Genomic DNA, 23,196 nt, shown 5'->3' on the forward strand with positions numbered 1-23,196 from the left:
GTGTGAGGACGACCGCCGCCCGCGCGCACGAGATCTTCTTTCACGAACGACCACGAGGAACGAAACCGCGATGCCCGACAACCACGGACCGCACCTGATCCGCGGCGCCCGACCACTCGGCGCCGACCCCGCCGACATCCTGATCGTCGACGGCCGCATCGCCGAGATCGGTACCGACCTCCGGGCCCCCGAGGGCACCGAGGTCGTGGACGGGACCGGGCTGATCGCCCTGCCCGGACTGGTGGACCTGCACACCCACCTGCGCGAACCCGGACGCGAGGACGCCGAGACCGTCGAGACCGGCTCCCACTCCGCCGCCATGGGCGGCTACACCGCCGTCCACGCCATGGCCAACACCGACCCCGTCGCCGACACCGCCGGTGTCGTCGAACAGGTCTGGCGTCTGGGCCGCGAGGCCGGGTACTGCGACGTGCGCCCCGTCGGCGCCGTCACCGTCGGCCTGGCCGGCGAGCGCCTCTCCGAGATCGGCGCCATGGCCAGGTCCGCCGCCGCCGTCCGCGTCTTCTCCGACGACGGCATCTGCGTCTCCGACGCCCTGCTCATGCGCCGGGCCCTGGAGTACGTCAAGGCCTTCGACGGCGTCGTCGCCCAGCACGCCCAGGAACCGCGCCTCACCGAGGGCGCCCAGATGAACGAGGGCTGCGTCTCCGACCGCCTCGGCCTGCCCGGCTGGCCCGCCGTCGCCGAAGAGGCGATCATCGCCCGGGACTGCCTGCTCGCCCAGCACGTCGGCTCGCGCCTGCACGTGTGCCACGTCTCGACCAAGGGCTCGGTCGACATCATCCGCTGGGCCAAGGCCCGCGGCTGCGACGTCACCGCGGAGGTCACCCCCCACCACCTGCTGCTCACCGAGGAGCTCGTGGAGAACTACGACCCCGTCTACAAGGTCAACCCGCCCCTGCGCACCGCCGAGGACGTCCAGGCGCTGCGCGAGGGTCTGGCCGACGGCACCATCGACGTCGTCGCCACCGACCACGCGCCCCACCCCGTGGAGGCCAAGGAGACCGAATGGTCCACGGCCGCCATGGGAATGGTCGGCCTGGAGACGGCGTTGGCGGTCGTGCAGCGCACAATGGTCGACACCGGCCTGCTGACCTGGGTCGACGTCGCGGACCGCATGTCCGTCACGCCGGCCCGCATCGGCCGGGTGACCGACCACGGCAGGGACCTGGCGGTCGGCGAGCCCGCCAACGTCGTCCTGTACGACCCCGCCGCGCCCTACGAGGTCGACGGCGCGGTCATGACCACCAAGAGCAGCAACACGCCCTTCCGGGGCATGACCCTGCCCGGTCGGGTGCGCGCCACGTTCCTGCGCGGCGTCCCCACCGTCCTGGAGGGTGAGATCAAGTGAACAACGCAGTGGGCGTCCAGGCCGTGCCTGGCGTCGTAGAGGGGGAGAACGTGTCAGAGGAAACCGGCGGACCGGCCGTCCTGGTCCTGGAGGACGGTCGGGTCTTCCACGGCCGCTCCTTCGGCGCCATCGGCGAGACCTTCGGCGAGATCGTCTTCAACACCGGGATGACCGGTTACCAGGAGACCCTCACCGATCCCTCGTACCACCGCCAGATCGTGGCGATGACCGCACCCCACATCGGCAACACCGGGGTCAACGACGACGACCCCGAGTCCGGCCGCATCTGGGTCGCCGGGTACGTCGTGCGCGAACCCGCCCGCATCACCTCCAACTGGCGGGCGAAGCGCACCCTCGACGAGGAGCTGCGCCGCCAGAACGTCGTCGGCATCGCCCTGACCGGGACCCGCGCCCTCACCCGCCACCTGCGCGACAAGGGCGCCATGCGGGCCGCGATCAGCACCGTCGAGACCGACCCGAAGGCCCTCCTGGCCCGCGTCCTGGAGCAGCCCCGCATGGCCGGCGCCGACCTGGCCGGCGAGGTCAGCACCGACACCGCCTACGAGATCCTGCCGCCCGAGGGCGTCGAGGCGCGCTTCCACGTCGCCGCCGTCGACCTCGGCATCAAGGCCATGACGCCCCAGCGCCTGGCCGAACGCGGCTGCAAGGTCACCGTCCTGCCCTCCTCCGCCACCGTCGAGGACATCCTCGCCCTGGACCCGGACGGCGTGTTCTTCAGCAACGGCCCCGGCGACCCCGCCACCGCCGACGGACCCGTCTCCGCGATGCGCGGGGTCCTCGACGCCGGCAAGCCCCTGTTCGGCATCTGCTTCGGCAACCAGATCCTCGGCCGCGCCCTGGGCCTGGGCACCTACAAGCTGCCCTTCGGCCACCGCGGTGTGAACCAGCCGGTCATCGACACCGCCACCGGCAAGGTCGCCATCACCAGCCAGAACCACGGGTTCGCCGTGGACGCGCCGCTCGAAGGGACCTTCGAGACCCCCTACGGCCGCGCACGGGTCAGCCACATCGGCCTCAACGACCGGGTCGTCGAGGGCCTGCGGCTGCTGGACCGTCCCGTGTTCAGCGTCCAGTTCCACCCCGAGGCCGCGGCCGGTCCCCACGACGCCGCCGGACTCTTCGACGAGTTCGTCGACCTGATGTCCGCCGCCCAGCCCACCGCGGCTGCCGAGTAGTTAGGAACCAAGAGCATGCCGCGCCGTAGTGACCTCTCCTCCGTCCTCGTAATCGGATCCGGCCCCATCGTCATCGGGCAGGCGGCCGAGTTCGACTACTCGGGCACCCAGGCCTGCCGCGTCCTGCGGGCCGAGGGCCTGCGGGTCATCCTGGTCAACTCCAACCCGGCCACGATCATGACCGACCCGGAGATCGCCGACGCCACCTACGTCGAGCCGATCACCACCGAGATGATCGAGAAGATCATCGCCAAGGAGCGCCCCGACGCACTCCTGCCCACCCTGGGCGGCCAGACCGCTCTCAACGCCGCCGTCGCCCTGGACGAGAGCGGCATCCTCGACAAGTACGGTGTCGAACTCATCGGCGCCAACATCGAGGCCATCCAGTCCGGTGAGGACCGCGAGACCTTCAAGCGGATCGTCGAGCGCATCGGCGGCGAGTCCGCCCGCTCCAGCATCTGCCACACCCTCGCCGAGTGCCTCGACGCCGCCGACGAGCTCGGCTACCCGGTCGTCGTGCGCCCGTCCTTCACCATGGGCGGCGCCGGCTCCGGCTTCGCCCACGACGCGGACGAGCTGCGCCGCATCGCCGGCCAGGGCCTCGCGCTCTCCCCGACCACCGAGGTCCTCCTGGAGGAGTCCATCCTCGGCTGGAAGGAGTACGAGCTGGAGCTGATGCGCGACACCAACGACAACGTCGTGGTCGTCTGCTCCATCGAGAACCTCGACCCCATGGGCGTGCACACCGGCGACTCCATCACCGTCGCCCCCGCCATGACCCTCACCGACCGCGAGTACCAGAAGCTCCGCGACATCGGCATCGCGGTCATCCGCGAGGTCGGCGTGGACACCGGCGGCTGCAACATCCAGTTCGCCGTGGAGCCCGCCACCGGCCGGGTCATCGTCATCGAGATGAACCCCCGGGTCTCGCGCTCCTCGGCGCTGGCCTCCAAGGCCACCGGTTTCCCGATCGCCAAGATCGCCGCCAAGCTCGCCATCGGCTACACCCTCGACGAGATCCCCAACGACATCACCAAGGAGACCCCGGCCAGCTTCGAGCCCACGCTCGACTACGTGGTCGTCAAGGCCCCCCGGTTCGCGTTCGAGAAGTTCCCCGGCGCCGACCCCACGCTCACCACCACCATGAAGTCGGTGGGCGAGGCCATGGCCATCGGCCGCTCCTTCCCCGAGGCACTCCAGAAGGCCATGCGCTCCCTGGAGAAGCCCGGTGTCGGGTTCACCTGGGCCGGCCCGGTCGGCGACAAGGACGAGCTGGTCCGCGCCGCCGCCCAGCCCACCGAGCACCGGCTGCGCCAGGTCCAGCAGGCCTTCCGCGCCGGCGCCACCGTCGAGGAGCTGTACGAGTCCACGCGCATCGACCCCTGGTTCCTGGACCAGATGCTGCGCCTGGAGGAGACCGCCCGCGCCCTGGCCGCCGCGCCCAAGCTCGACGCCGACGCGCTGCGCGCCGCCAAGGGGATCGGCTTCTCCGACGTCCAGATCGGGGAGATCACCGGCAAGAGCGAGGACGTCGTCCGCGAGCTGCGCCACGCCCTGGGCATCCACCCCGTCTACCTGACCGTGGACACCTGCGCCGCCGAGTTCGAGGCCACCACGCCCTACCTGTACTCCAGCTACGACGAGGAGACCGAGGTCCCCGTCGGCGACAAGCCCAAGATCATCATCCTGGGCTCGGGCCCCAACCGCATCGGCCAGGGCGTGGAGTTCGACTACTCCTGCGTCCACGCCTCCTTCGCGCTGTCCGCCGCCGGGTACGAGACCGTGATGGTCAACTGCAACCCGGAGACGGTCTCCACCGACTACGACACCAGCGACCGGCTCTACTTCGAGCCGCTCACCCTGGAGGACGTCCTGGAGGTCGTCCGGGCCGAGCAGCTCACCGGCACCGTCGTCGGGGTCATCGTCCAGTTGGGCGGCCAGACCCCCCTGGGCCTGGCCCGCCGACTCAAGGACGCCGGGGTGCCCATCATCGGCACCAGCCCCGAGGCCATCGACCTGGCCGAGGACCGCGGCGCGTTCGGCAAGGTCCTGGCCGACGCCGGGCTGCCCGCGCCCAAGTACGGCACCGCCTACTCCTTCGCCGAGGCCAAGGCCGTCGCCGACGAGATCGGCTACCCCGTCATGGTCCGTCCCTCCTACGTGCTGGGCGGCCGGGGCATGGAGATCGTCTACAGCGAGGCGATGCTCGCCGACTACATCGAGCGCAACGCCGAGGTCAGCCCCGAGCACCCGGTGCTGGTCGACCGCTTCCTCGACGACGCCATCGAGATCGACGTCGACGCCCTCTACGACGGCACCGACCTGTACCTCGGCGGCGTCATGGAGCACATCGAGGAGGCCGGCATCCACTCCGGCGACTCCGCCTGCTCCCTGCCCTCCATCACCCTGGGCAAGGAGGACATCGAGCGGATCCGCTACTCCACCGAGGCCATCGCCCGGGGCACCGGCGTGCGCGGCCTGATCAACGTCCAGTACGCGCTCGCCTCCGGCGTGCTCAACGTCCTGGAGGCGAACCCGCGCGCCTCGCGCACCGTGCCGTTCGTGTCCAAGGCCACGGCGGTGCCGCTGGCCAAGGCCGCCGCCCGGGTCATGGCCGGCGCCACCATCGCCGAACTGCGAGCCGAGGGCATGCTGCCGCCCACCGGCGACGGCGGCGACCTGCCCGCCGACGCCCCGGTGTCGGTCAAGGAGGCGGTGCTGCCCTTCAACCGCTTCATCGACAAGCAGGGCGAGGGCGTCGACACCATCCTGGGCCCGGAGATGCGCTCCACCGGCGAGGTCATGGGCCTGGACGTCGAGTTCGGCGCCGCCTACGCCAAGTCGCAGCTCGCCGTGACCGGTGACCTCCCCGTCCGGGGCCGGGTCTTCGTGTCGGTGGCCAACCGCGACAAGCGCTCGATGATCTTCCCGGTCAAGCGTCTGGCCGACCTGGGCTTCGAGATCCTCGCGACCGAGGGCACCGCCGTGGTGCTGCGTCGCAACGGCGTGCACTCCACCGTGGTGCGCAAGCACAGCGAGGGCCCCGGCCCCGAGGGTGAGAAGACCATCGTCCAGCTCATCCACGAGGGTGGGGTCGACCTCGTCGTCAACACGCCCTTCGGCGGGGCGGGCCAGGCCGGTCCGCGCCTGGACGGGTACGAGATCCGCACCGCGGCCGTCGTGCGCGCCATCCCCAGCGTGACCACCGTGCAGGGGCTGGCCGCCGCGGTCCAGGCGATCGAGGCCCGGGTGCGCGGCGACATCGGCGTGCGCTCCCTCCAGGAGCACGCGCGGGCCCTCACCGCGGACCGCGGGTGATCTCCACCGCCCTCCACCGACGGCCGACGGCCTCGGTCCCGCACAGCCCTAGGCTGTAAAGACCGAGACGGCACGGGCGTCGCGGTCCGAGCACCGCGGCGCCCGCAGGCACAAGGCGCGAGAGAGGCCACCCCGAGACGATGAGCGACTACGGACCGGTGCAGGTCAGGTGCCCCGTGCTGAACGTGCGCAGGGTGGACGCCTACTACGCCATCACCGTCGTCGCCCCGGGGATCGCCGAACGGTTCCGTTCGGGTCAGTTCGTGTCGGTGGCGGTGGGCGGCGACCACTCCAGCACCCTGTTGCGTCGCCCCTTCGCCGTGCACGACGTCAAACCCGACTACGGCGGCACCATCGAGTTCCTCTTCTCGGTGCGCGGTACCGGAACGGCCTGGCTGGCCGAACGCCGATCGCGCGACCTGTTGGACGTCGTCGGACCGCTGGGCCGCCCCTTCCCGCTGCCCCGCGATCCGGTCAACTGCGTCCTGGTCGGCGGCGGCTCGGGCAGCGCCCCGCTGTTCCCGCTGGCGCAGTCCCTGCGCCGACGCGGCTGCCGGGTGGACTTCGTGCTCGGCGGGGCCTCCGCCGACCGGGTGTTCAGCGCCATCACGGCCCGCCGGATCGCCGAGACCGCCGTCTTCACCACCGACGACGGTTCCTTCGGCACCCGGGGCCGGGTCACCGACGTGCTGGGCCGGGTCGTCGAGGAGTGCCGCTCCGACGTCGCCTACGCCTGCGGCCCCATGCCGATGCTGCGCGCGGTCACCGCCGTCGCCGACACCCACGGCATCCCCGTGCAGGTGTCGGTGGAGGAGACCATGGCCTGCGGCATCGGGATCTGCATGACCTGCGTGATCCCGGTCGTGGGGGAGGACGGCATCACCCGCATGGCCCGCTCCTGCGTGGACGGCCCGGTGTTCCGGGGAGAACAGGTGCGCTTCGACGATGTGGGCACCATCCCCTTCGACGCCCTGGGCGCCCCCGGCTGGAAGGGCGCCGGAGCCTCCCGCTCCACCGAATCGGCCCGCGACATCGCCTGACCCCACCGCGGGCCGCCGCACATCACCGACCGGGAAAAGAGACGGTGAACACAGACCTCAGAGTCCGGTTGGGCGGCCTGGAGCTGCCCAACCCGGTGGTGACCGCCGCCGGGTGCGCCGGTTCGGGCCGGGAACTGGCCCAGTTCTTCGACATCGCCGAGATCGGCGCCGTCACCACCAAGTCCGTGATGCTGGAACCGCACGCGGGGCGCCCGGCGCCCCGTATGGCGGAGACTCCCAGCGGCATGCTGAGCACCACGGGGATGCAGGGCCCGGGGGTGGACGTGTTCCTCCAGCGCGACCTGCCGTGGCTGCTGTCCCGGGGCGGCCGGGCCATCGTGTCCGTGGCCGGGTCGGGGACGGCCGAGTTCGGCGAGCTGGCCCGGCGGATCTCCGCCGAGCCCGGGGTGGACGCGATCGAGGTGAACCTGTCGTGCCCGGACCCGGCCGATCCGGCCGGACGCCGGTTCGCCGACGACGTCTCCCGGGCGGCCGCCGTGGTGAGCACGGTGCGCTCGCACGCCCGCTCCGACCTGTCGGTGCTGGCCAAGCTCGCGGCGGACGTGCCCGACGTGGTGGCGCTGGCGACGGCCTGCGCCGAGGCCCGGGCGGACGGCCTGTCGATGATCAACGCCGTGCGCGGCATGGCCGTGGACCCGCGCACCCTGCGTCCGGCGGTCGCCGGCGGCATGGGCGGCCTCTCCGGGCCGGCGATCCGACCGCTGGCCGTGGGGTGCGTGTTCCGGGTGCACGAGGCGCTGCCCGAGGTGCCGATCATCGGCATGGGCGGGGTGCGCACCGGGGCCGACGTCGTGGAGTTCATGGCGGCCGGGGCCAGCGCGGTGGCGGTGGGCACGATCAACTTCTCCGACCCCTCGGCCTGCGTGCGGGTGCTGCGCGAGTTCACCGAGGCGCTGGAGGCCAGGGGCGTGTCCCGGGCCCGGGACCTGGTGGGCGCGGCCCATCGGCCCGGAGTCGGCGTGTGAGGTCGGTTCCCGGGCGACGCACGCCCTGACCGGCCTGAACGGCGCTGAGGTGGCTCTGTGCGACCGAACGCCCGCGCCCTGGTACGGAAAGACCCGGAAGCGGGCAAAAGCCGCCTACGGCCCTGTGGGCGGTCGTTACGGCGAAGTGACAGGGCCGGGCGCATGAAGCGCCCGGTTCTGGGAATCGCACACCCTGACGGTGTGCACAGGACAGTGAACGTGCATCCGTAATCACGTTCGTAAGAACGTTCGCGGATGCGGCGCATCGGCCACGAGAGCCGATGGCACACGAGGGGAGAAAACCGAGATGACCGCGCCTTCCGCGCCCATCGCAGTCGCGATCGACGCCCAGGAGATCGAGACCGCGGCGATATGGGCCTCGGCGGTCGCCCCCCACGTCAGCACGGTCAAGGTGGGGCTGGAGCTCTACCTGCGCTACGGCCCCGAGGTGGTCGACGCCGTGCGCGGCGCCAACCCCGTCGGGGTCTTCCTCGACCTCAAGCTCCACGACATCCCGGCCACGGTCGCCGGGGCGGCGCGCAGCGTCGCCGGGCTCCGGCCCGCCATCCTGACCGTGCACGCCGGGGGAGGGGCGGACATGATCCGGGCCGCGGTGGAGGCGGCCCCGGATACCCGGATCGCCGCCGTGACGGTGCTCACCTCGATGGCCGAGAAGGACCTGGAGCAGGTGGGGCTGCTCGGGCCGGCTCGCGACGCGGTGCGCCGACTGGCGGTGCTGGCGGTGGGCGCCGGGGCGCGAGCCCTGGTCTGTTCACCGCAGGAGGTGGCCCTGGTGCGCGCCGAAGTGGGCCCGGACATCACCCTGATCACGCCGGGCGTGCGCCCGGTCGGGGCGGACAGGGGTGACCAGTCCCGGGTGGCGACCCCGGAGGAGGCCATCGCGGCCGGGGCGGACCTTCTGGTCATCGGCCGCCCCATCACCCGGGCGCCCGACCCCGGCGCGGCGGCGGCCGCCATCGCGGAGACCGTGCGCCGCGCCGGGGCGAGCGTCTGACGCCCGGGAAGGACTATTTACGGTCACAGAGGGTCACTGATTCGGTATGCCCCAAATGCGGAATCCGGAGCTGTGAGTGACCTGGTTCACCCCTCTGTGAGCTGCGCAGGTGACATGCTTTGCGGGGCGTCCAATCGGGACCAAGGTCCCCATTTTTATCTCTTAGTGCAATTGGATGATTACCCTGAGTAGTTAGTTCGATGAAATAGCCGCTGAAAGGGCACTTTACGTTGCCTAACAGGGGTCAGACCTACTAACTTGCGCAGGCGTCCGCCCTCTACAAACGAGTAGAAATCCGAGGTGACCCGGCGTGGCCCTTCCTCCCCTCACACCCGAGCAGCGCAGCGCGGCTCTTGAGAAGGCCGCCAAGGCCAGAAAAGAACGCGCTGAGGTCAAGAACAAGCTGAAGAACGGTGGCATCTCGCTGTCCAAGGTGCTCGCCGACGGGCTCAAGGACGACGTCATCGGCAAGATGAAGGTCTCGGCTCTGCTCGAGTCCCTTCCCGGCGTCGGCAAGGTCCGGGCCAAGCAGATCATGGAGCGGCTCAACATCGCCGAGTCGCGCCGTGTCCGCGGTCTGGGCACGAACCAGCGCGCCGCCCTCGAAGCCGAGTTCGGCGACCTCACCAAGTAACACCGCGAACGCGGATCCCCGGTTCGCCGCGTCCCCCACAGACGCGGCGGCCCGGCCCGCGGCCTCGTGTCACCACCCTTGGTGGACCCGCACCGGGCCGTGACCACGATCGATCCCCTCCGGGGGGCGGACCGTGCGTCACGGCCCGGTGGTATAAATGAAGCTTCCCGCGCCCGAACGCGAGGATGACCCCGCACGCACCCGCCGTCCGCACGGTGGGCGATCCCGGGCCCGGAGCGACCCCGTCGCCGAGCACCCCGAGCGCGCCGCGGGCGGATGCCAAGGCCCGAAGGGAAGCCCGCAAGACCATGCCCGACCCAGAACAACGGCTGATCGTCCTGTCCGGACCCTCCGGTGTGGGCAAGAGCACGGTCGTCGCCGAGCTGCGTCGGGCCCACCCCGACGTGTGGCTCTCCGTGTCGGCGACCACGCGCGCCCCCCGGCCCGGCGAGGTCGACGGCGTCCAGTACCACTTCGTCACCGACGAGGAGTTCGACCGGCTCATCGCCGACGGCGAACTCCTGGAGTGGGCGCGATTCGCGGGCAACCGCTACGGCACCCCGCGCCGCCCCGTCGAGGAACGGCTCTCGTCCGGACTGCCGGTGCTGCTGGAGATCGAACTCCAGGGCGCCCGCCAGATCCGCGAGACCATGCCCGAGGCCCTGCACGTCTTCCTGGCGCCGCCCTCCTGGGAGGAACTGGTCCGCCGGCTCACCGGACGCGGCACGGAGTCCGAAGAGGTCATCCGGCGCCGCCTGGAGGCCGCCAAGGTCGAACTCGCCTCCGAGAAGGAGTTCGACACCACCCTGGTCAACACGTCCGTGCAGGACGTGTGCGCCGAACTGCTAGCGTTGATCACCGCGTCCGAGGTGTGATAACGGCGCCGGCACCGCCGGGCCCGCGTACCCTGGTACACCGCACCTCGCATCCGAACCTTCCTGGGGGTAATCGAAAGTGGCTGGAACCGAGCCCGTCGCCGAAGGCATCACCAACCCGCCGATCGACGATCTGCTCGATCTGGTGGACAGCAAGTACAGCCTGGTCACCATGGCCTCCAAGCGGGCCCGCCAGATCAACGCCTACTACGCTCAGCTGGGCGAGGGGCTGCTGGAGTACGTCGGCCCGTTGGTCGAGACCCAGGTGCAGGAGAAGTCGCTGTCCATCGCCCTGCGCGAGATCAAGTCCGGTCTCCTCACCGCGGAGCCCTTCGAGGGCACCTGAGAACCGACCTGGTAGAACTCCTGTCTGTGAGTGACACAGGAAACAAGCCCCAGGTCGTCCTCGGCGTCGGCGGCGGTATCGCCGCCTACAAGGTGTGCGAACTGCTCCGCCGACTGACCGAGTCCGGCCATCGCGTCCGGGTCGTGCCCACGGACGAGGCCCTGCGCTTCGTCGGTGAGCCCACCTGGGCGGCGTTGTCCGGGCAACCCGTGGTCACCGGGGTGTGGGCCACGGTGCACGAGGTCCCGCACGTGCGCATCGGCCAGTCCGCCGACCTCGTCTTCGTCGCCCCGGCCACCGCCAACATCCTGGCCAAGGCCGCCGCCGGCCTCGCCGACGACCTGTTGACCAACACCCTGCTGACCGCCCGCTGTCCGGTGGTGTTCGCACCCGCGATGCACACCGAGATGTGGGAGCACCCGGCCACGCGGGCCAACGTCGGGACACTGCGCTCGCGCGGCGCGATCGTCCTGGACCCGGCCGTGGGCCGGCTCACCGGAGCCGATACCGGCCGGGGGCGCCTGCCCGAACCGGCCGAGCTCTTCGAGGCCGCCCGGCTGGCCCTGCGCCGCGGCGCGGCCGTTCCCGACCTCGTCGGGCGCCGCGTGGTCATCTCCGCCGGAGGGACCCGCGAGTCCATCGACCCGGTCCGTTTCATCGGCAACCACTCCTCCGGGAAACAGGGCTACGCCCTGGCCCGCACCGCGGTCGCCCGGGGCGCCGACGTGACGCTGGTCGCCGCCAACGTCTCCCTGTCCGACCCGGCCGGGGCGCGGGTGGTCCCGGTGACCTCGGCCGTGGAACTGGCGGAGGCCATGGAGGCCGAGCGCGTCGACGCCGACGTCATCGTGATGAGCGCCGCCGTGGCCGACTTCCGGCCCGCCGCCAGCGTCATCTCCAAGATCAAGAAGTCCGGTACCGCGCCCGCGCCCATCGAACTGGTCGAGAACCCCGACGTCCTGGCCGGCCTGGTGGCCGCCCGGAAGCGGGAGGGCACCGGGCAGATCATCGTCGGTTTCGCCGCCGAGACCGACGACGTCCTCGCCAACGGTCGTGCCAAACTGGCCAGGAAGGGCTGTGACCTGCTCGTGGTCAACCAGGTCGGCGGGGGCCGCGCCTTCGGCACCGAGGACAACCAGGCCGTCGTCCTGGGCTCCGAGGGCACCGCCGTGGAGATCCCGCACGGGCCCAAGGAGGACCTCGCCGATCGGGTGTGGGACCTCGTGGGAGAACGTTCATCCCGGTGACCCGCAGGGCTCCGGGACTGGATTTCCCACCGTCCGGTACGACACACTTCCATCGGGCACCCGCGACCCACGAGGTCGTCCGGGGGTCCCCGTCCCCACCGGTCCCGTTACAGTGGACCGATAACCAACCGCATCGGTCGGTATTGACCGTCCCGGCAGGTCGTCGGGCGCGTCGTGCCGCGCCGTCCCATGTCAGCCAGCAGCCGCTGCAAGGAGTCACGCAACGTGTCCCGCCGCCTTTTCACCTCCGAGTCGGTCACCGAGGGCCATCCCGACAAGATGGCCGACCAGATCAGTGACGCGATCCTCGACGCGATGCTCACCCACGACCCCGCCAGCCGGGTCGCCGTCGAGACGCTGATCACCACCGGTCAGGTCCACATCGCGGGTGAGGTCACCACCCAGACCTACGTCGACATCCCCGCCATCGTGCGCGAGACGATCCTCCGGATCGGGTACGACTCGTCCGCCAAGGGGTTCGACGGTGACTCCTGCGGGGTCAACGTCTCCATCGACGCCCAGTCCCCCGACATCGCCCAGGGTGTCGACACCGCCTACGAGGCCCGGGTCGAGCACGAGGACGACGCCCTCAACCGTCAGGGCGCGGGCGACCAGGGCCTGATGTTCGGCTACGCCAACCGGGAGACCCCGGAGCTGATGCCGCTGCCGATCAAGCTGGCCCACTCGCTGGCCGAGCGCCTGGCCGAGGTCCGCCGCAACGGCACCGTGCCCTACCTGCGCCCCGACGGCAAGACCCAGGTCACGGTCGAGTACGACGGCCAGACCCCGGTCCGCCTGGACACGGTCGTGGTCTCCAGCCAGCACTCCGCCGACATCAGCCTGGAGGAGCTGCTCGCCCCGGACATCCGCGAGCACGTCATCGAGCCGGTGGTGACCGCCTTCGGCCTGGAGTCCGACGACTACCGCCTGCTGGTCAACCCGACCGGTCGTTTCGAGATCGGCGGCCCGATGGGCGACGCCGGCCTGACCGGCCGCAAGATCATCGTGGACACCTACGGCGGCTACGCCCGTCACGGTGGCGGCGCCTTCTCCGGCAAGGACCCGTCGAAGGTGGACCGTTCGGCCGCCTACGCGATGCGCTGGGTCGCCAAGAACATCGTCGCGGCCGAGCTGGCCGAGCGCGCCGAGGTCCAGGTCGCCTACGCCATCGGCAAGGCGCACCCGGTCGGCGTGTTCATCGAGACCTTCGGCACCGAGAAGGTGTCCCCGGAGCTGATCGAGAAGGCCGTCAAGGAGGTCTTCGACCTGCGTCCGGCCGCGATCGTGCGGGACCTGGACCTGCTGCGTCCCATCTACTCCAAGACCGCCGCCTACGGCCACTTCGGCCGCGAGCTGCCGGAGTTCACCTGGGAGCGCACCGACCGCGCAGCCGCGCTGCGGTCGTTCGCGGGGGCCTGAGGCTCGACGCACCGACGACGAGGGGGTGGGCGACCGACCGGTCGCCCACCCCCTCGTCCGTGTTCCGCGGGCATGGCGCACGTCCAAGGCCAATACTCTGTGTTATTAAATAAATACATATAGTTATGTTCTGTACGTGGAGGAAGCACCATGGTCGTAGCGGCGGCGATGTCAGCGGTGGGCCTGGCCGCGCTCGTGTCCCTGCCGGGGATCCAGGCGCCGGAACCGGTGGGGGCGAAGGAGGTCGTCCCCGGCGCGGAGAGCCTGCACGTGACGTTGCAGAGCGCCGAACGGGAGCGGCTGGACCCCGGGGACCGGGTGGAGTACACGATCAAGGTCCGCAACTCGGGAGCGTCGGACGTGTCCGAGGCCGAGGTCGTCCACTTCCTGCCCACCACCATGCGCTATGTCGGGGGCACGGAGGGGGCCGAGGTGGACGGCGACCGGGTCGTCTGGGCGCGGCCGTTGGCGGCGGGGGAGCGGGCCTCGCTGAAACTCACCGGCGAACTGACCGGGGTCCCCGAGGGGGCGTCGCGTCCGGTGTCGACCGTGTGCCTGCGCTCCGGGGCGGAGGGGGTGCTGACCTCCTGCGCGTCACAGGAGCACGAGGTGCGCAAGCGGCTGTCCCCCCTGTGGACCGGTGTGACCGCGGTCGGCCTGCTCGGGATCCTGGCCCTCGCCGGAGGGGGGATCGCGAGCCACGTCAGGTCCCGCGGGCCCCGGCCGACGCCGGAGGAGACCGGGGACCACGCGCCCGGGGACCACGCGCCCGGGGACCACGCGCCCGGGGACCACGCGCCCGGGGAGACGCCCGACATCGGGACCTCTCCCGGGGCGACCGTCTACCGGCTGGACGCGCATCGCTAGGACCGGGGCGGGGGACGGGAGGAAGGGGGAGGAGATCCCCCCGAGTCCGTGCAAACGCGAAAAGACGGGCCCGTGCCCCTTCGGACACGGACCCGCCCTGGGGGAAAGGCCTCAGCTCAGGTCGTCGAGCGCCTTCTCCGCCTCGGCCAGCCACGAACGGCGGGCCTCCAGCGCCTCCTCGAACTCCTTGACGCGACGGGCGTCGTTGTTCGCCCGCGCCTTCTCCAGCTTCTTCTCCAGATCGGCGATCGCCGTGGAGAGCTGTCCGACCGTGGCCGCGGCGCGCGCCCGGGCCTCGGGGTTCTTACGCTCCCACTCGGTCTCCTCCGCCCGCCGGACCTCGTCCTCGACCTGGCGGAAGGCCCCTTCGAACCGGTCGCGCACATCGCGCGGCAGCTCGCCGGCCTCCTCCCAGGCCTCCTGGAAGTCGCGCAGCCGGGCGCGGGCCCGGCGCGGGTCGGAGATCAGGGCGCGGACCTCCGTCTGCGCCTCCGCCAGGATCTTCTCCTTGGCGTCGGCGTTGACCCGCAGCTCCGCGTCGCGCTCGGCGAAGGTCGCGTTGCGCGCGTCGAAGAACCGGTCCTGGGCGGCCTTGAACCGGGCCCACAGGCGGTCCTCGCTGGTCCGGTCCGCGCGGCCGGTCTGCTTCCACCGCTGCATCAGGTCGCGGTAGGCGCGGGCGGTCTCGCCCCACTCGGTGGACTCGGCCAGGGTCTCGGCCTCGGCGACGATGCGCTCCTTCTCGGCCCGCACCGACTCGCGTTCCTGGTCCAGGTTGGCGAAGTAGGCCTTGCGCCGCTTGGAGAAGGAGTTGCGCGCCGCCGACATGCGCTTCCACAGCGCCTGCTCGGTGGGCCGGTCGGCCCGGGGGGCCTTCTTCCACTCCTCGATCAGCTGGAGCATCCGCTCGCCGCCGGACTTCCAGTGCGTGGTCTCCGCCGCGACCCGTTCGGCCTCGGCGACGATCCGCTCCTTGATCTCGCGGGCCTCGACGCGGGCCTGCTCCTGGGCCTGCTTCTGCTCGACCTTGCGCTCCTCGGCGCGGTCGGCCAACGCGTCCAGCCGTCGGGTCAGGGCGTCCAGGTCACCGACCGCGTGCGCCTCCCGCACCGCGGAGCGGAGCTTGTCGATGTTCGACATCGCGGCGGCGGCGGACAGGTCGGTGGTCTTCAGCCGCTTCTCCAGCAGCTCCACCTCGGTGACCAGTGAGTCGTATTTTCGGCGGAAGAAGGCCAGGGCCTCCTCCGGCTCCCCCGCCTGCCACGATCCGACGACCCGCTCGCCTTCGCTCGTGCGCACGTAGACCGTGCCGTCGTCGTCTACGCGGCCCCAAGGGTCCGTGGTCACCGTGTCCTCCTGCTGTCATGAACCCGCGAGAGCGGGTTCGGGTCGTCGCGGTGTCTCTCGCCGAGCCATGATGGAGACCACTGTGCAGAGCAGGGTATCCATTCGATCCGATGATGACGACGCGCCGTGTCTCATCCATCCGTGCGGGCTTTTTCCGGGGCCCGTCATCGGTGTCCTCAGTAGTGCCGACCGCTGCCGGGGGCCGGCGGTCCCCTTTTCCGAAGGAGGCGCAGGTCGGGGCCACGGTGCACACGGGACGGTGACCAATATGGCATTACCACGCGCTTTGGCAAAGAGTCCGGGCGTGTGCGGTGATCGAATGGTGATCAAAAGAGCGCACACATGTGCTCATTCGGTCGCCCGTCCCCGCCCGCGTCGGTAGGCTCTCACCTACCCGAGGCCGCGATCGCCCCCGGGCGCCACGACACCGATCCGAGGACAGGACGTCATCCGCCGTGCTCATCGCCGCGCTTCCCACCGGACCCCTCGCCGCGAACTGCTATGTGCCCGCGGCGGCCCCGGACGGTGAGTGCGTCATCGTCGATCCTGGACAGGACGCGGCCGAACCGGTGGCCAAGGTCCTCGCCGAGCACCGGTTGACCCCCGTCGCGATCCTGCTCACCCACGGGCATTTCGATCACGTCTGGTCGGCGGCCGAGATCGCCGACGCCCACGGCATCCCGGTGTACCTGCACGCGGCCGACCGCGACCTGCTCACCGAGCCGGGCAAGGGGGTGGACGCCGCGTTCGCCGCGCAGTTGTCGGCTCTGTTGGGCCCGGGCCCGCACCGCGAGCCGAGCCGCCTGATCGAGGTCGCCGACGGCGACGTGCTGGCCCTGGCCGGGGTGGAGTACACCGTCGCGCACACCCCGGGTCACACCCCGGGTTCGGTCGTCTACACCACCCGCAGCGAGGACGGCGTTCCGGTGATGTTCGCCGGTGACCTGGTCTTCGCCGGCTCCATCGGCCGTACCGACTTCCCCGGCGGAGACTCGGCCGCCATGGCGCGCAGCCTGACCGACGCGGTGCTCTCGCGCGACGACGACACCCGTGTCCTGCCCGGTCACGGCCCCGCCACCACCGTCGGCCGCGAGCGCGCCACCAATCCGTACCTGCGCGATATCACCGGTTGACCGTCCGCCGCCGCCCCGTCCGCTCCCTCGGTGATCAGGAGGCCGGGTGGTGGTGTTACCGGTAGGATTCCAGATGTTCAGGGCCATGCCGTGCCCTTGTCCGGGGCCGAACCGGTCTCCCGGCACCCTCGCCCAGCCGTGTAGCTAGTGGACTTGGTAACTCATGCATCGTTACAGGACTCATACGTGTGGTCAGCTCCGCAAGGAGCATGTCGGGGAGCGGGTCGGCCTCTCCGGTTGGGTGCACAATCGCCGCGATCTGGGCGGTCTGCTCTTCGTCGACCTGCGTGACCACTACGGCATCACCCAGCTCACGGCACGTCCCGAGTCACCGGTGTTCGAGCAGCTCAGCCGGGTCTCCAAGGAGACGGTCATCCGTGTCACCGGTGAGGTGACGGCCCGCAGCGGCGAGAACGTCAACCCCAACCTGCCCACCGGCGAGATCGAGATCGACGCCGTCGACTTCGAGGTCCTCGGTACCACCGAGGAGCTTCCGCTCACCGTGTTCCCGGAGGACAACACCTCCGAGGAGCGCCGTCTCACCTACCGCTTCCTGGACCTGCGCCGGGAGCGGATGCACGAGAACATCATGCTGCGCTCGCGCGTGATCGCCTCGATCCGCCAGAAGATGACGGCCCTGGGCTTCAACGAGTTCCAGACCCCGATCCTCACCAGCTCCAGCCCCGAGGGCGCGCGCGACTTCCTGGTGCCGTCCCGGCTGCACCCGGGCAGGTTCTTCGCGCTGCCGCAGGCGCCGCAGCAGTTCAAGCAGCTGCTGATGATCGCCGGGTTCGACCGCTACTTCCAGATCGCGCCCTGCTTCCGCGACGAGGACAGCCGCGCGGACCGCTCGCCGGGTGAGTTCTACCAGCTCGACGTCGAGATGAGCTTCGTCGAGCAGGAGGACGTGTTCGAGGTCATCGAGAAGGTGATGACCGACGTCTTCCGCGAGTTCTCCGAGGGCTGGGAGATCACCTCCCCGTACCCGCGCATCGCCTACCGGGACGCCCTCCAGTGGTACGGCACCGACAAGCCCGACCTGCGCGTGCCGATGAAGATGCTCGACGTCACCGAGCTGTTCGGCAAGACGGACTTCCGGGCCTTCGCGGGCAAGAAGGTCCGTGCCCTGGCGGTTCCCGAGGTCGGCGGTCAGCCGCGCAAGTTCTTCGACGGCATCGGCGACTTCGCGGTCGAGCAGGGCGCCAAGGGTCTGGCCTGGCTGAAGGTGGGCGAGAACGGCGAGCTGACCGGTCCCATCGCCAAGTTCGTCACCGAGATCTCCGACGAGCTGCTCTCCACCCTGGAGGCGGGTCCGGGCCACGGCCTGTTCTTCTGCGCGAGCGAGGACGACGCGGAGATCAACCGCATCATGGCGCCGGTCCGGGTCGAGGCGGGCAAGCGCGCGGGACACTTCGAGGAGAAGGTCTACCGCTTCTGCTGGATCGTGGACTTCCCGATGTTCGAGCGCTCGGACGAGGGCGCGATCGAGTTCAGCCACAACCCGTTCTCGATGCCCCAGGGCGGCCTTGAGGCCTTGGAGACCCAGGACCCGCTGGACATCCTGGCGTGGCAGTACGACATCGTCTGCAACGGTGTGGAGCTGTCCTCGGGCGCGATCCGGAACCACTCGCCCGAGATCATGTACAAGGCGTTCGAGATCGCCGGGTACGACGAGGACGCGGTGGAGGCCGAGTTCGGCGGCATGCTCAAGGCGCTGAAGTTCGGGGCCCCGCCGCACGGTGGCATCGCCCCGGGCGTGGACCGGATCGTCATGCTCCTCGCCGACGAGCCCAACATCCGCGAGACGATCGCGTTCCCGCTCAACCAGAACGCCCAGGACCTGATGATGGGCGCGCCCTCCGCCGTGTCGGACAAGCAGCTCCGCGACATCCACGTGCGGTCGGTGCTGCCCCCGGGCGAGCAGAAGAAGTAGGACCACGTGTGAGCGCGGGGCCCCGGTCGCGAGACCGGGGCCCTCGTCGTCGGGCCGGACCCGGGGACCTCTCGGAAACGTCGCCGGCTCGACGGCCGGGAACCCGTCCATCGCCGCCGGGGGCCGATGGCACCGGAGCCCCGACCGCCGTCTCCGCGGTCGTGGGTCTTCTCGGAAGGGGAGGGCGCGAACGCGGACGAACCGTCGTCCACCCGCTCGCGACACCCCGGCCGTACGGAACGGGCCGAAGTGCCCGACGGGCGGATGCCGGGGCTCCGACGGCCGGTCGGGATCCCGGCCGTGCTCCGCGAGCGTGATCCGGCGTGGGCGTCCGCCGCGCCGGATCAGAAGTGGTCGCTACCGAGGGCCTGCCCGATCGGGAACGTGTGGCGGGACGCGGCGCAGATCGTCTCCAGGGCGTGGATCGGGACGTCCTCGGTGGAGTGACCGACGCGCAGGACCTGCACCACCCACTCACCCGGGATCTCCAACAGGTCGGCCTCGTAGGGGGTCGCCGGGCGCACGGTCAGGGTCTCCACGGCGTGGTCGAACCGGTGGCCGAGATCCTCGATCGCGGCCTGGAGGGTCGGCAGCACGAAACCCTCTCCGTCCAGTCTGGTGTTCTCGCCGACGTCCACACGAAAGTACGACGTGGAGATCCGGACCGGGACCCCGTCGGCCCAGAACATCTTCCGCCGGGCGATCACGCTGTCACCGGCTTCGACGCGCAGCCCCAGGGCGACGTGCTCGTTGGCGGGCTCCTGCCCGACGAACAGCATCCTCCGTTCCGGGGTGAGTCCCTGTTGCCCGGCTTCGGTGAGGTACAGCGACTTCGAGCCGCGTGTGCTCGGAGGCGTGGGCAGGGCGCGTTGCACGAGGACGCGGGGCCTCGGTCCGACCGGCCCGGCGGGCGCCTTGTGGGCGGGTTCCTCGGAGCCCGCCTTCTTCATCTGGGAGATCCGGCCGGGTGAGACCCCCAGGTGTCTGGCGATGTCCTCCTGCCGCATCCCGGCTTGTTGGGTCTCGATGATGGCGCCTCGTCGGATACGGGAGAGTTCGACGCTCTGTGCTTGCAGTGTCGTCATGGCGGCCGACGCGGCGCGGGCTCTGTCCAGCGGGTCGGCGATGGCCGCGATGTCGTGCAGTGTCCGTGCGTCCAAGGGGAATCCTCACTTCGGGTGCTCCACTGTGGACTTTAGCCCCCCTATTGCGCCACGCGAAAGGGTGGGTTACTGTCGTCACACGCAAGGCTTTAGCCCCCATAAAGTCCACGGTTCCGCGTCGGCTTGTGGGTGGTGGAGCGGTTGGCGGTCACACGTCCAGTGTGCCCCACTCCGTTCCGGCCGGGCGTGGTGCCGAGTGGTCCGGATCCGCGATCACGGCCACAGGGCGACCGTTCCGACGACGCGCGGTGCCGGGTCTCCCGCCCGGTATTCCTGGAGGTGTGCGCATGGCGTGCTACCGCTGCTCGAACCCCACCGGGGCCGTGACGGTCCGGGCCCGCGCCCCGGCCCGATGTCGCGGATGCCGGACGCCCTCGTCCACCGCCACCGGGTCCCCGATCCGGACCCCGTCCCGGGCGGCGGTGCCGAGGCGATCGCCCACCGGCCCCTCGGTCGGATCGGGCCCCACCCCCGCGAACGCCCGGCCGCGGGACCACGCGCGACCCGCCGCCACACCCGAATGGAGCCCACGATGACCGACCGCACCGAATCCGACCCGATCCCGGACGACCTCACCCCCGCCGAACGCGACGCGGTCCTGCGCCAGGGTCGGATCATCGCCGACCAGCGCGCCGCCGGCGCCCCTCTCCTGGGCGACCCCGGCCGCGAGTACCGCCACGGCGACTGAACCCCTCCCCGTCCCGCCCTCCGATCGACCCGGAGGCGAGGACATCGGGACGGATGAGCGGGGGTGACGCGTTCGCACGCGTCACCCCCGCTTCTCCGTGAGCCCCTCTTTACCCGGAAGAAACGGTCATAAGACGCCTACGTGATGTAATCGTTCGGGTTTTTCGGGAAAACCTGGCCGAACATGGCCTCGAACGACCTGTCCGGATGCGCCGGGGCCGCACATCCCCTACCGTTGGGGGCGAATCACCCTTCCCCATCGTCCGGTGCCCGTGTTCTCGGGAGTGAACGCGCCGCACCACGGGGGAGCCCTCCTCGCCGGGGGGCGGAATGGTGGTGGAGTGCTTTCTGCGCCGTCGAGTCACGCGAGCGTAACGATTCGTGACCTGAGATCGGTCGTCAGAGACCTCCGGGGTCGCCGCACACCGATCATCCCCATGACGGTGAACCGCGCCGACCCCTATCGCACGAGGTCCCACGGGTGACACGAGATGGAGACGGAGCCGGTCTCCCCGATGAGCGACTCGGAGACCGTTTCGCCCCCGACACTAGAATGAGCCGAATCGGAATGTCCGCAGGGGTGACCGTGCTCGGACACGGGTGTGACGTCCGAGACGACATGAGGATTGAGTCCGTGAACGTAGAACGTGCTACAGGCGGTGGTTCGGAGGGCGAGCTCACGGGGGCGTTCTTCCACGCACCCGAGCCCATGGTGCTCACCTCGGCCGACGGCTCGATCCGGCATGCCAACGTCTCCTTCCGCGAACTCTTCGACCGGGAGGAGGGCGATCTCGCGGGACACCGCTGGTTCGACCTCCTGGAAGAGGAGGAGGGCCGCGCCGCCGCCCGCTTCCACCGGGAGTCCCTCAACGGGCACCGCCCCCGGCGGCTCAAGATCTCCATCACCGCCAAGGCGTTCCACCTGGCCGAGGCCGAGGTGCGCCTCCTTCCCGACGACGACGCCGCGATCGTCCTCGTGCACGTCCTCTCCACCGAGGAGACCGACCTGCGGGTCATCGGTGAACTGCGCACGGACAACTCCGACTCCGTCCTGTGGAGTCTGGACCTGGGCACCGGGCGGTTGCGCGAACTCTTCGGCCCGACCCCGCTCGGCTCGCTCCTGGCCGGCAACGACCGCGAACTCGACCGCATCCTGGAGCGCGTCCACCCCGACGACATCGCCCGGGTCCGCGACGCCATGGCGACCTCCTTCGCCGGCCGCGACTACGAACAGCGCTTCCGCGTCTTCGACCGCCTCGGAGACGAACGCTCCCTTCACGTCCGCGCCCGGTTCGTGTCCGGTGACCCCGACCGCCTGGTCGGCATCGTCGACGACGTCACCGAGCACGTCCAGCTCGTCCGCAGGCTCGCCGACCGCCGTCGCACCGAGGCCGAGCACGGCCGTCTGGTCACGGAACTGTCCTCCAAACTCGTCTCGGCCACCACCGTCGACAAGGTCATGGACCTGCTCAGCGAGGAGTTCCTGCCGATCTTCGGCGGTCACATGGCGGTGGCCATGTACGTGGAGGACAACGTCCTGCGCACCTCGCCCGGCACCCGCGAACGCGGCAACGTCGGCCTCATAGACGGTCGCCGCGCCGACGACACCAACTATCCGATGGGCGCGGTCATCCAGGACCGCCAACCGCGCTTCTTCGAGAGCCGGGCCGAGGTCATCAGCCGTTTTCCGACCGCCGTCGACCTCATGCGCCACAACGACTCCAAGTCACAGGCCTGGGCGACCGTGCCGATCTTCGGTGACAGCAAGGTGGCCCTGGGGGTGTGGCAGATGGTGTGGGACCGTCCCCACCACGCCAGCCGCGACGAGCGCGCCCTCATGCTGACCTTCGCCGGCCTGGCCGGCCAGGCCCTACAGAGGATCAAGGCCCAACAGGCCGAACTGGAGCTGGCCGACGCCGTCCAACGGCGCATGCTGCCCCGCGAGGTGGCCAGCTTCCCCGACCTGGACATCGCCACCAAGTACCTTCCCTCCCGCGCCGACTGGCGGATCTGCGGCGACTTCTACGACGTCATCGAACTTCCCGGCGGCAAGGTCGGTCTGCTGGTCGGCGACGTGCAGGGACACGGTGTCGAGGCCGCGGCCGCCATGGGCCAGATCCGGGTGGCCTTTCGCGCCTACGCCAGCAACCAGTCCGATCCCGGCGTCGTCCTGGGGGAGACCAACCGGCTGCTCACCGACACCGGCGAGATCGTCTTCGCCACCTGCGGCTACCTCGTCCTGGACCGGGAGAAGGGCATCATGCAGGCCGCCTGGGCGGGGCAACCGCCCGTGGTGCTCGCCGACCTCGACGGCTTCGAGACGTGGGAACCCGAGACCGGACCGCCCCTGGGCGTGCTCCCCGACACCGAGTACACCGTCACCACCCGGGTCCTGGACCCGTCCACCACCCTGCTGATCTGCTCGGACGGGCTGGTGGAGAGCAGCGAGGTGCGCATGGAGGACGGACTGGCCACGGTCGGCGCCGCGCTGTCCGAACACTGCGAGGACCCCGACGGGGCCTCCCACGTGCTGGCGGAGATGGCCCCGGCCGGGCGCGGCGACGACATCGCGATCCTCATCGCCCGGATGCGCCGCCCGGCCGCCTGAGAACCCACCC

Annotated in this window: 19 protein-coding genes; 16 read left to right on the top strand and 3 right to left on the bottom strand. The window is 70.6% G+C overall.

Going from position 1 to position 23,196, the window contains the following annotated elements; translation table 11 throughout:
• The first annotated feature begins 70 nt into the window (after positions 1 to 70).
• The 12 genes from PWG71_RS23080 (at position 71) to PWG71_RS23135 (ending at position 14,315) form a co-directional block, all read left to right on the top strand.
• Positions 71 to 1,372 (top strand): dihydroorotase, encoded by a 1,302-nt coding sequence (locus PWG71_RS23080; RefSeq protein ID WP_274812036.1) that lies wholly within the window; start codon positions 71 to 73, stop codon positions 1,370 to 1,372.
• A gap of 50 nt (positions 1,373 to 1,422) precedes the next feature.
• Positions 1,423 to 2,568 carry a glutamine-hydrolyzing carbamoyl-phosphate synthase small subunit gene (gene carA / locus PWG71_RS23085; protein WP_274812037.1) on the top strand — a complete coding sequence of 382 codons (1,146 nt, stop codon included), beginning with the start codon at positions 1,423 to 1,425 and terminating at the stop codon, positions 2,566 to 2,568.
• Between the two features lie 15 nt (positions 2,569 to 2,583).
• Positions 2,584 to 5,886, top strand: coding sequence for a carbamoyl-phosphate synthase large subunit (gene carB / locus PWG71_RS23090; protein ID WP_274812038.1), 3,303 nt, complete (start codon positions 2,584 to 2,586; stop codon positions 5,884 to 5,886).
• A gap of 140 nt (positions 5,887 to 6,026) precedes the next feature.
• Positions 6,027 to 6,926 carry a dihydroorotate dehydrogenase electron transfer subunit gene (locus PWG71_RS23095; RefSeq protein WP_274812039.1) on the top strand — a complete coding sequence of 300 codons (900 nt, stop codon included), beginning with the start codon at positions 6,027 to 6,029 and terminating at the stop codon, positions 6,924 to 6,926.
• A 44-nt stretch (positions 6,927 to 6,970) separates the two neighbouring features.
• On the top strand, positions 6,971 to 7,912 hold the full coding sequence (locus tag PWG71_RS23100; RefSeq protein ID WP_274812040.1) for a dihydroorotate dehydrogenase: 942 nt from the start codon (positions 6,971 to 6,973) through the stop codon (positions 7,910 to 7,912).
• 307 nt (positions 7,913 to 8,219) lie between these two features.
• Positions 8,220 to 8,927 carry an orotidine-5'-phosphate decarboxylase gene (gene pyrF / locus PWG71_RS23105; protein WP_274812041.1) on the top strand — a complete coding sequence of 236 codons (708 nt, stop codon included), beginning with the start codon at positions 8,220 to 8,222 and terminating at the stop codon, positions 8,925 to 8,927.
• Between the two features lie 310 nt (positions 8,928 to 9,237).
• Entirely contained in the window at positions 9,238 to 9,561 is a 324-nt protein-coding gene (gene mihF, locus PWG71_RS23110) for an integration host factor, actinobacterial type (RefSeq protein WP_073384130.1), read from the top strand.
• 308 nt (positions 9,562 to 9,869) lie between these two features.
• Entirely contained in the window at positions 9,870 to 10,436 is a 567-nt protein-coding gene (gene gmk, locus PWG71_RS23115; protein ID WP_274812043.1) for a guanylate kinase, read from the top strand.
• A 79-nt stretch (positions 10,437 to 10,515) separates the two neighbouring features.
• Positions 10,516 to 10,782, top strand: coding sequence for a DNA-directed RNA polymerase subunit omega (rpoZ, locus tag PWG71_RS23120; protein ID WP_274812044.1), 267 nt, complete (start codon positions 10,516 to 10,518; stop codon positions 10,780 to 10,782).
• 26 nt (positions 10,783 to 10,808) lie between these two features.
• Complete coding sequence (gene coaBC / locus PWG71_RS23125; protein WP_274812045.1) at positions 10,809 to 12,029, top strand: bifunctional phosphopantothenoylcysteine decarboxylase/phosphopantothenate--cysteine ligase CoaBC; 1,221 nt, start codon at positions 10,809 to 10,811, stop codon at positions 12,027 to 12,029.
• Positions 12,030 to 12,254: 225 nt separating this feature from the next.
• Complete coding sequence (gene metK, locus PWG71_RS23130) at positions 12,255 to 13,448, top strand: methionine adenosyltransferase (protein ID WP_274812046.1); 1,194 nt, start codon at positions 12,255 to 12,257, stop codon at positions 13,446 to 13,448.
• Between the two features lie 150 nt (positions 13,449 to 13,598).
• Positions 13,599 to 14,315, top strand: coding sequence for a hypothetical protein (locus PWG71_RS23135; RefSeq protein WP_274812047.1), 717 nt, complete (start codon positions 13,599 to 13,601; stop codon positions 14,313 to 14,315).
• 111 nt (positions 14,316 to 14,426) lie between these two features.
• On the opposite strand, the gene PWG71_RS23140 is transcribed toward PWG71_RS23135, so the two are convergent.
• Positions 14,427 to 15,662 (bottom strand): DUF349 domain-containing protein, encoded by a 1,236-nt coding sequence (locus tag PWG71_RS23140; protein ID WP_274812048.1) that lies wholly within the window; start codon positions 15,660 to 15,662, stop codon positions 14,427 to 14,429.
• A 455-nt stretch (positions 15,663 to 16,117) separates the two neighbouring features.
• Here PWG71_RS23140 and PWG71_RS23145 point away from each other — a divergent pair, with 455 nt between their 5' ends.
• Positions 16,118 to 16,795: an MBL fold metallo-hydrolase gene (locus PWG71_RS23145; protein WP_274812049.1), complete on the top strand. Its 678-nt coding sequence runs from the start codon at positions 16,118 to 16,120 to the stop codon at positions 16,793 to 16,795.
• A 163-nt stretch (positions 16,796 to 16,958) separates the two neighbouring features.
• Positions 16,959 to 18,728 carry an aspartate--tRNA ligase gene (aspS, locus tag PWG71_RS23150; protein WP_274812050.1) on the top strand — a complete coding sequence of 590 codons (1,770 nt, stop codon included), beginning with the start codon at positions 16,959 to 16,961 and terminating at the stop codon, positions 18,726 to 18,728.
• 344 nt (positions 18,729 to 19,072) lie between these two features.
• On the opposite strand, the gene PWG71_RS23155 is transcribed toward aspS, so the two are convergent.
• Both PWG71_RS23155 and PWG71_RS23160 read right to left on the bottom strand, forming a co-directional pair.
• Positions 19,073 to 19,888 (bottom strand): GntR family transcriptional regulator, encoded by an 816-nt coding sequence (locus tag PWG71_RS23155; protein WP_274812052.1) that lies wholly within the window; start codon positions 19,886 to 19,888, stop codon positions 19,073 to 19,075.
• 298 nt (positions 19,889 to 20,186) lie between these two features.
• Positions 20,187 to 20,333, bottom strand: a complete 147-nt coding sequence (locus PWG71_RS23160; protein WP_274812053.1) for a hypothetical protein — start codon at positions 20,331 to 20,333, stop codon at positions 20,187 to 20,189.
• 90 nt (positions 20,334 to 20,423) lie between these two features.
• On the opposite strand from PWG71_RS23160, the gene PWG71_RS23165 reads away from it, so the two are divergent.
• Positions 20,424 to 20,579 (top strand): hypothetical protein, encoded by a 156-nt coding sequence (locus PWG71_RS23165; protein ID WP_274812054.1) that lies wholly within the window; start codon positions 20,424 to 20,426, stop codon positions 20,577 to 20,579.
• Between the two features lie 708 nt (positions 20,580 to 21,287).
• Positions 21,288 to 23,186, top strand: a complete 1,899-nt coding sequence (locus tag PWG71_RS23170) for a SpoIIE family protein phosphatase (protein WP_446725087.1) — start codon at positions 21,288 to 21,290, stop codon at positions 23,184 to 23,186.
• The last annotated feature ends 10 nt before the right edge of the window (positions 23,187 to 23,196 follow it).

Origin of the sequence: Nocardiopsis sp. N85 (assembly GCF_028882275.1) — a bacterium.
GTDB classification, from domain to species: domain Bacteria; phylum Actinomycetota; class Actinomycetes; order Streptosporangiales; family Streptosporangiaceae; genus Nocardiopsis; species Nocardiopsis lambiniae.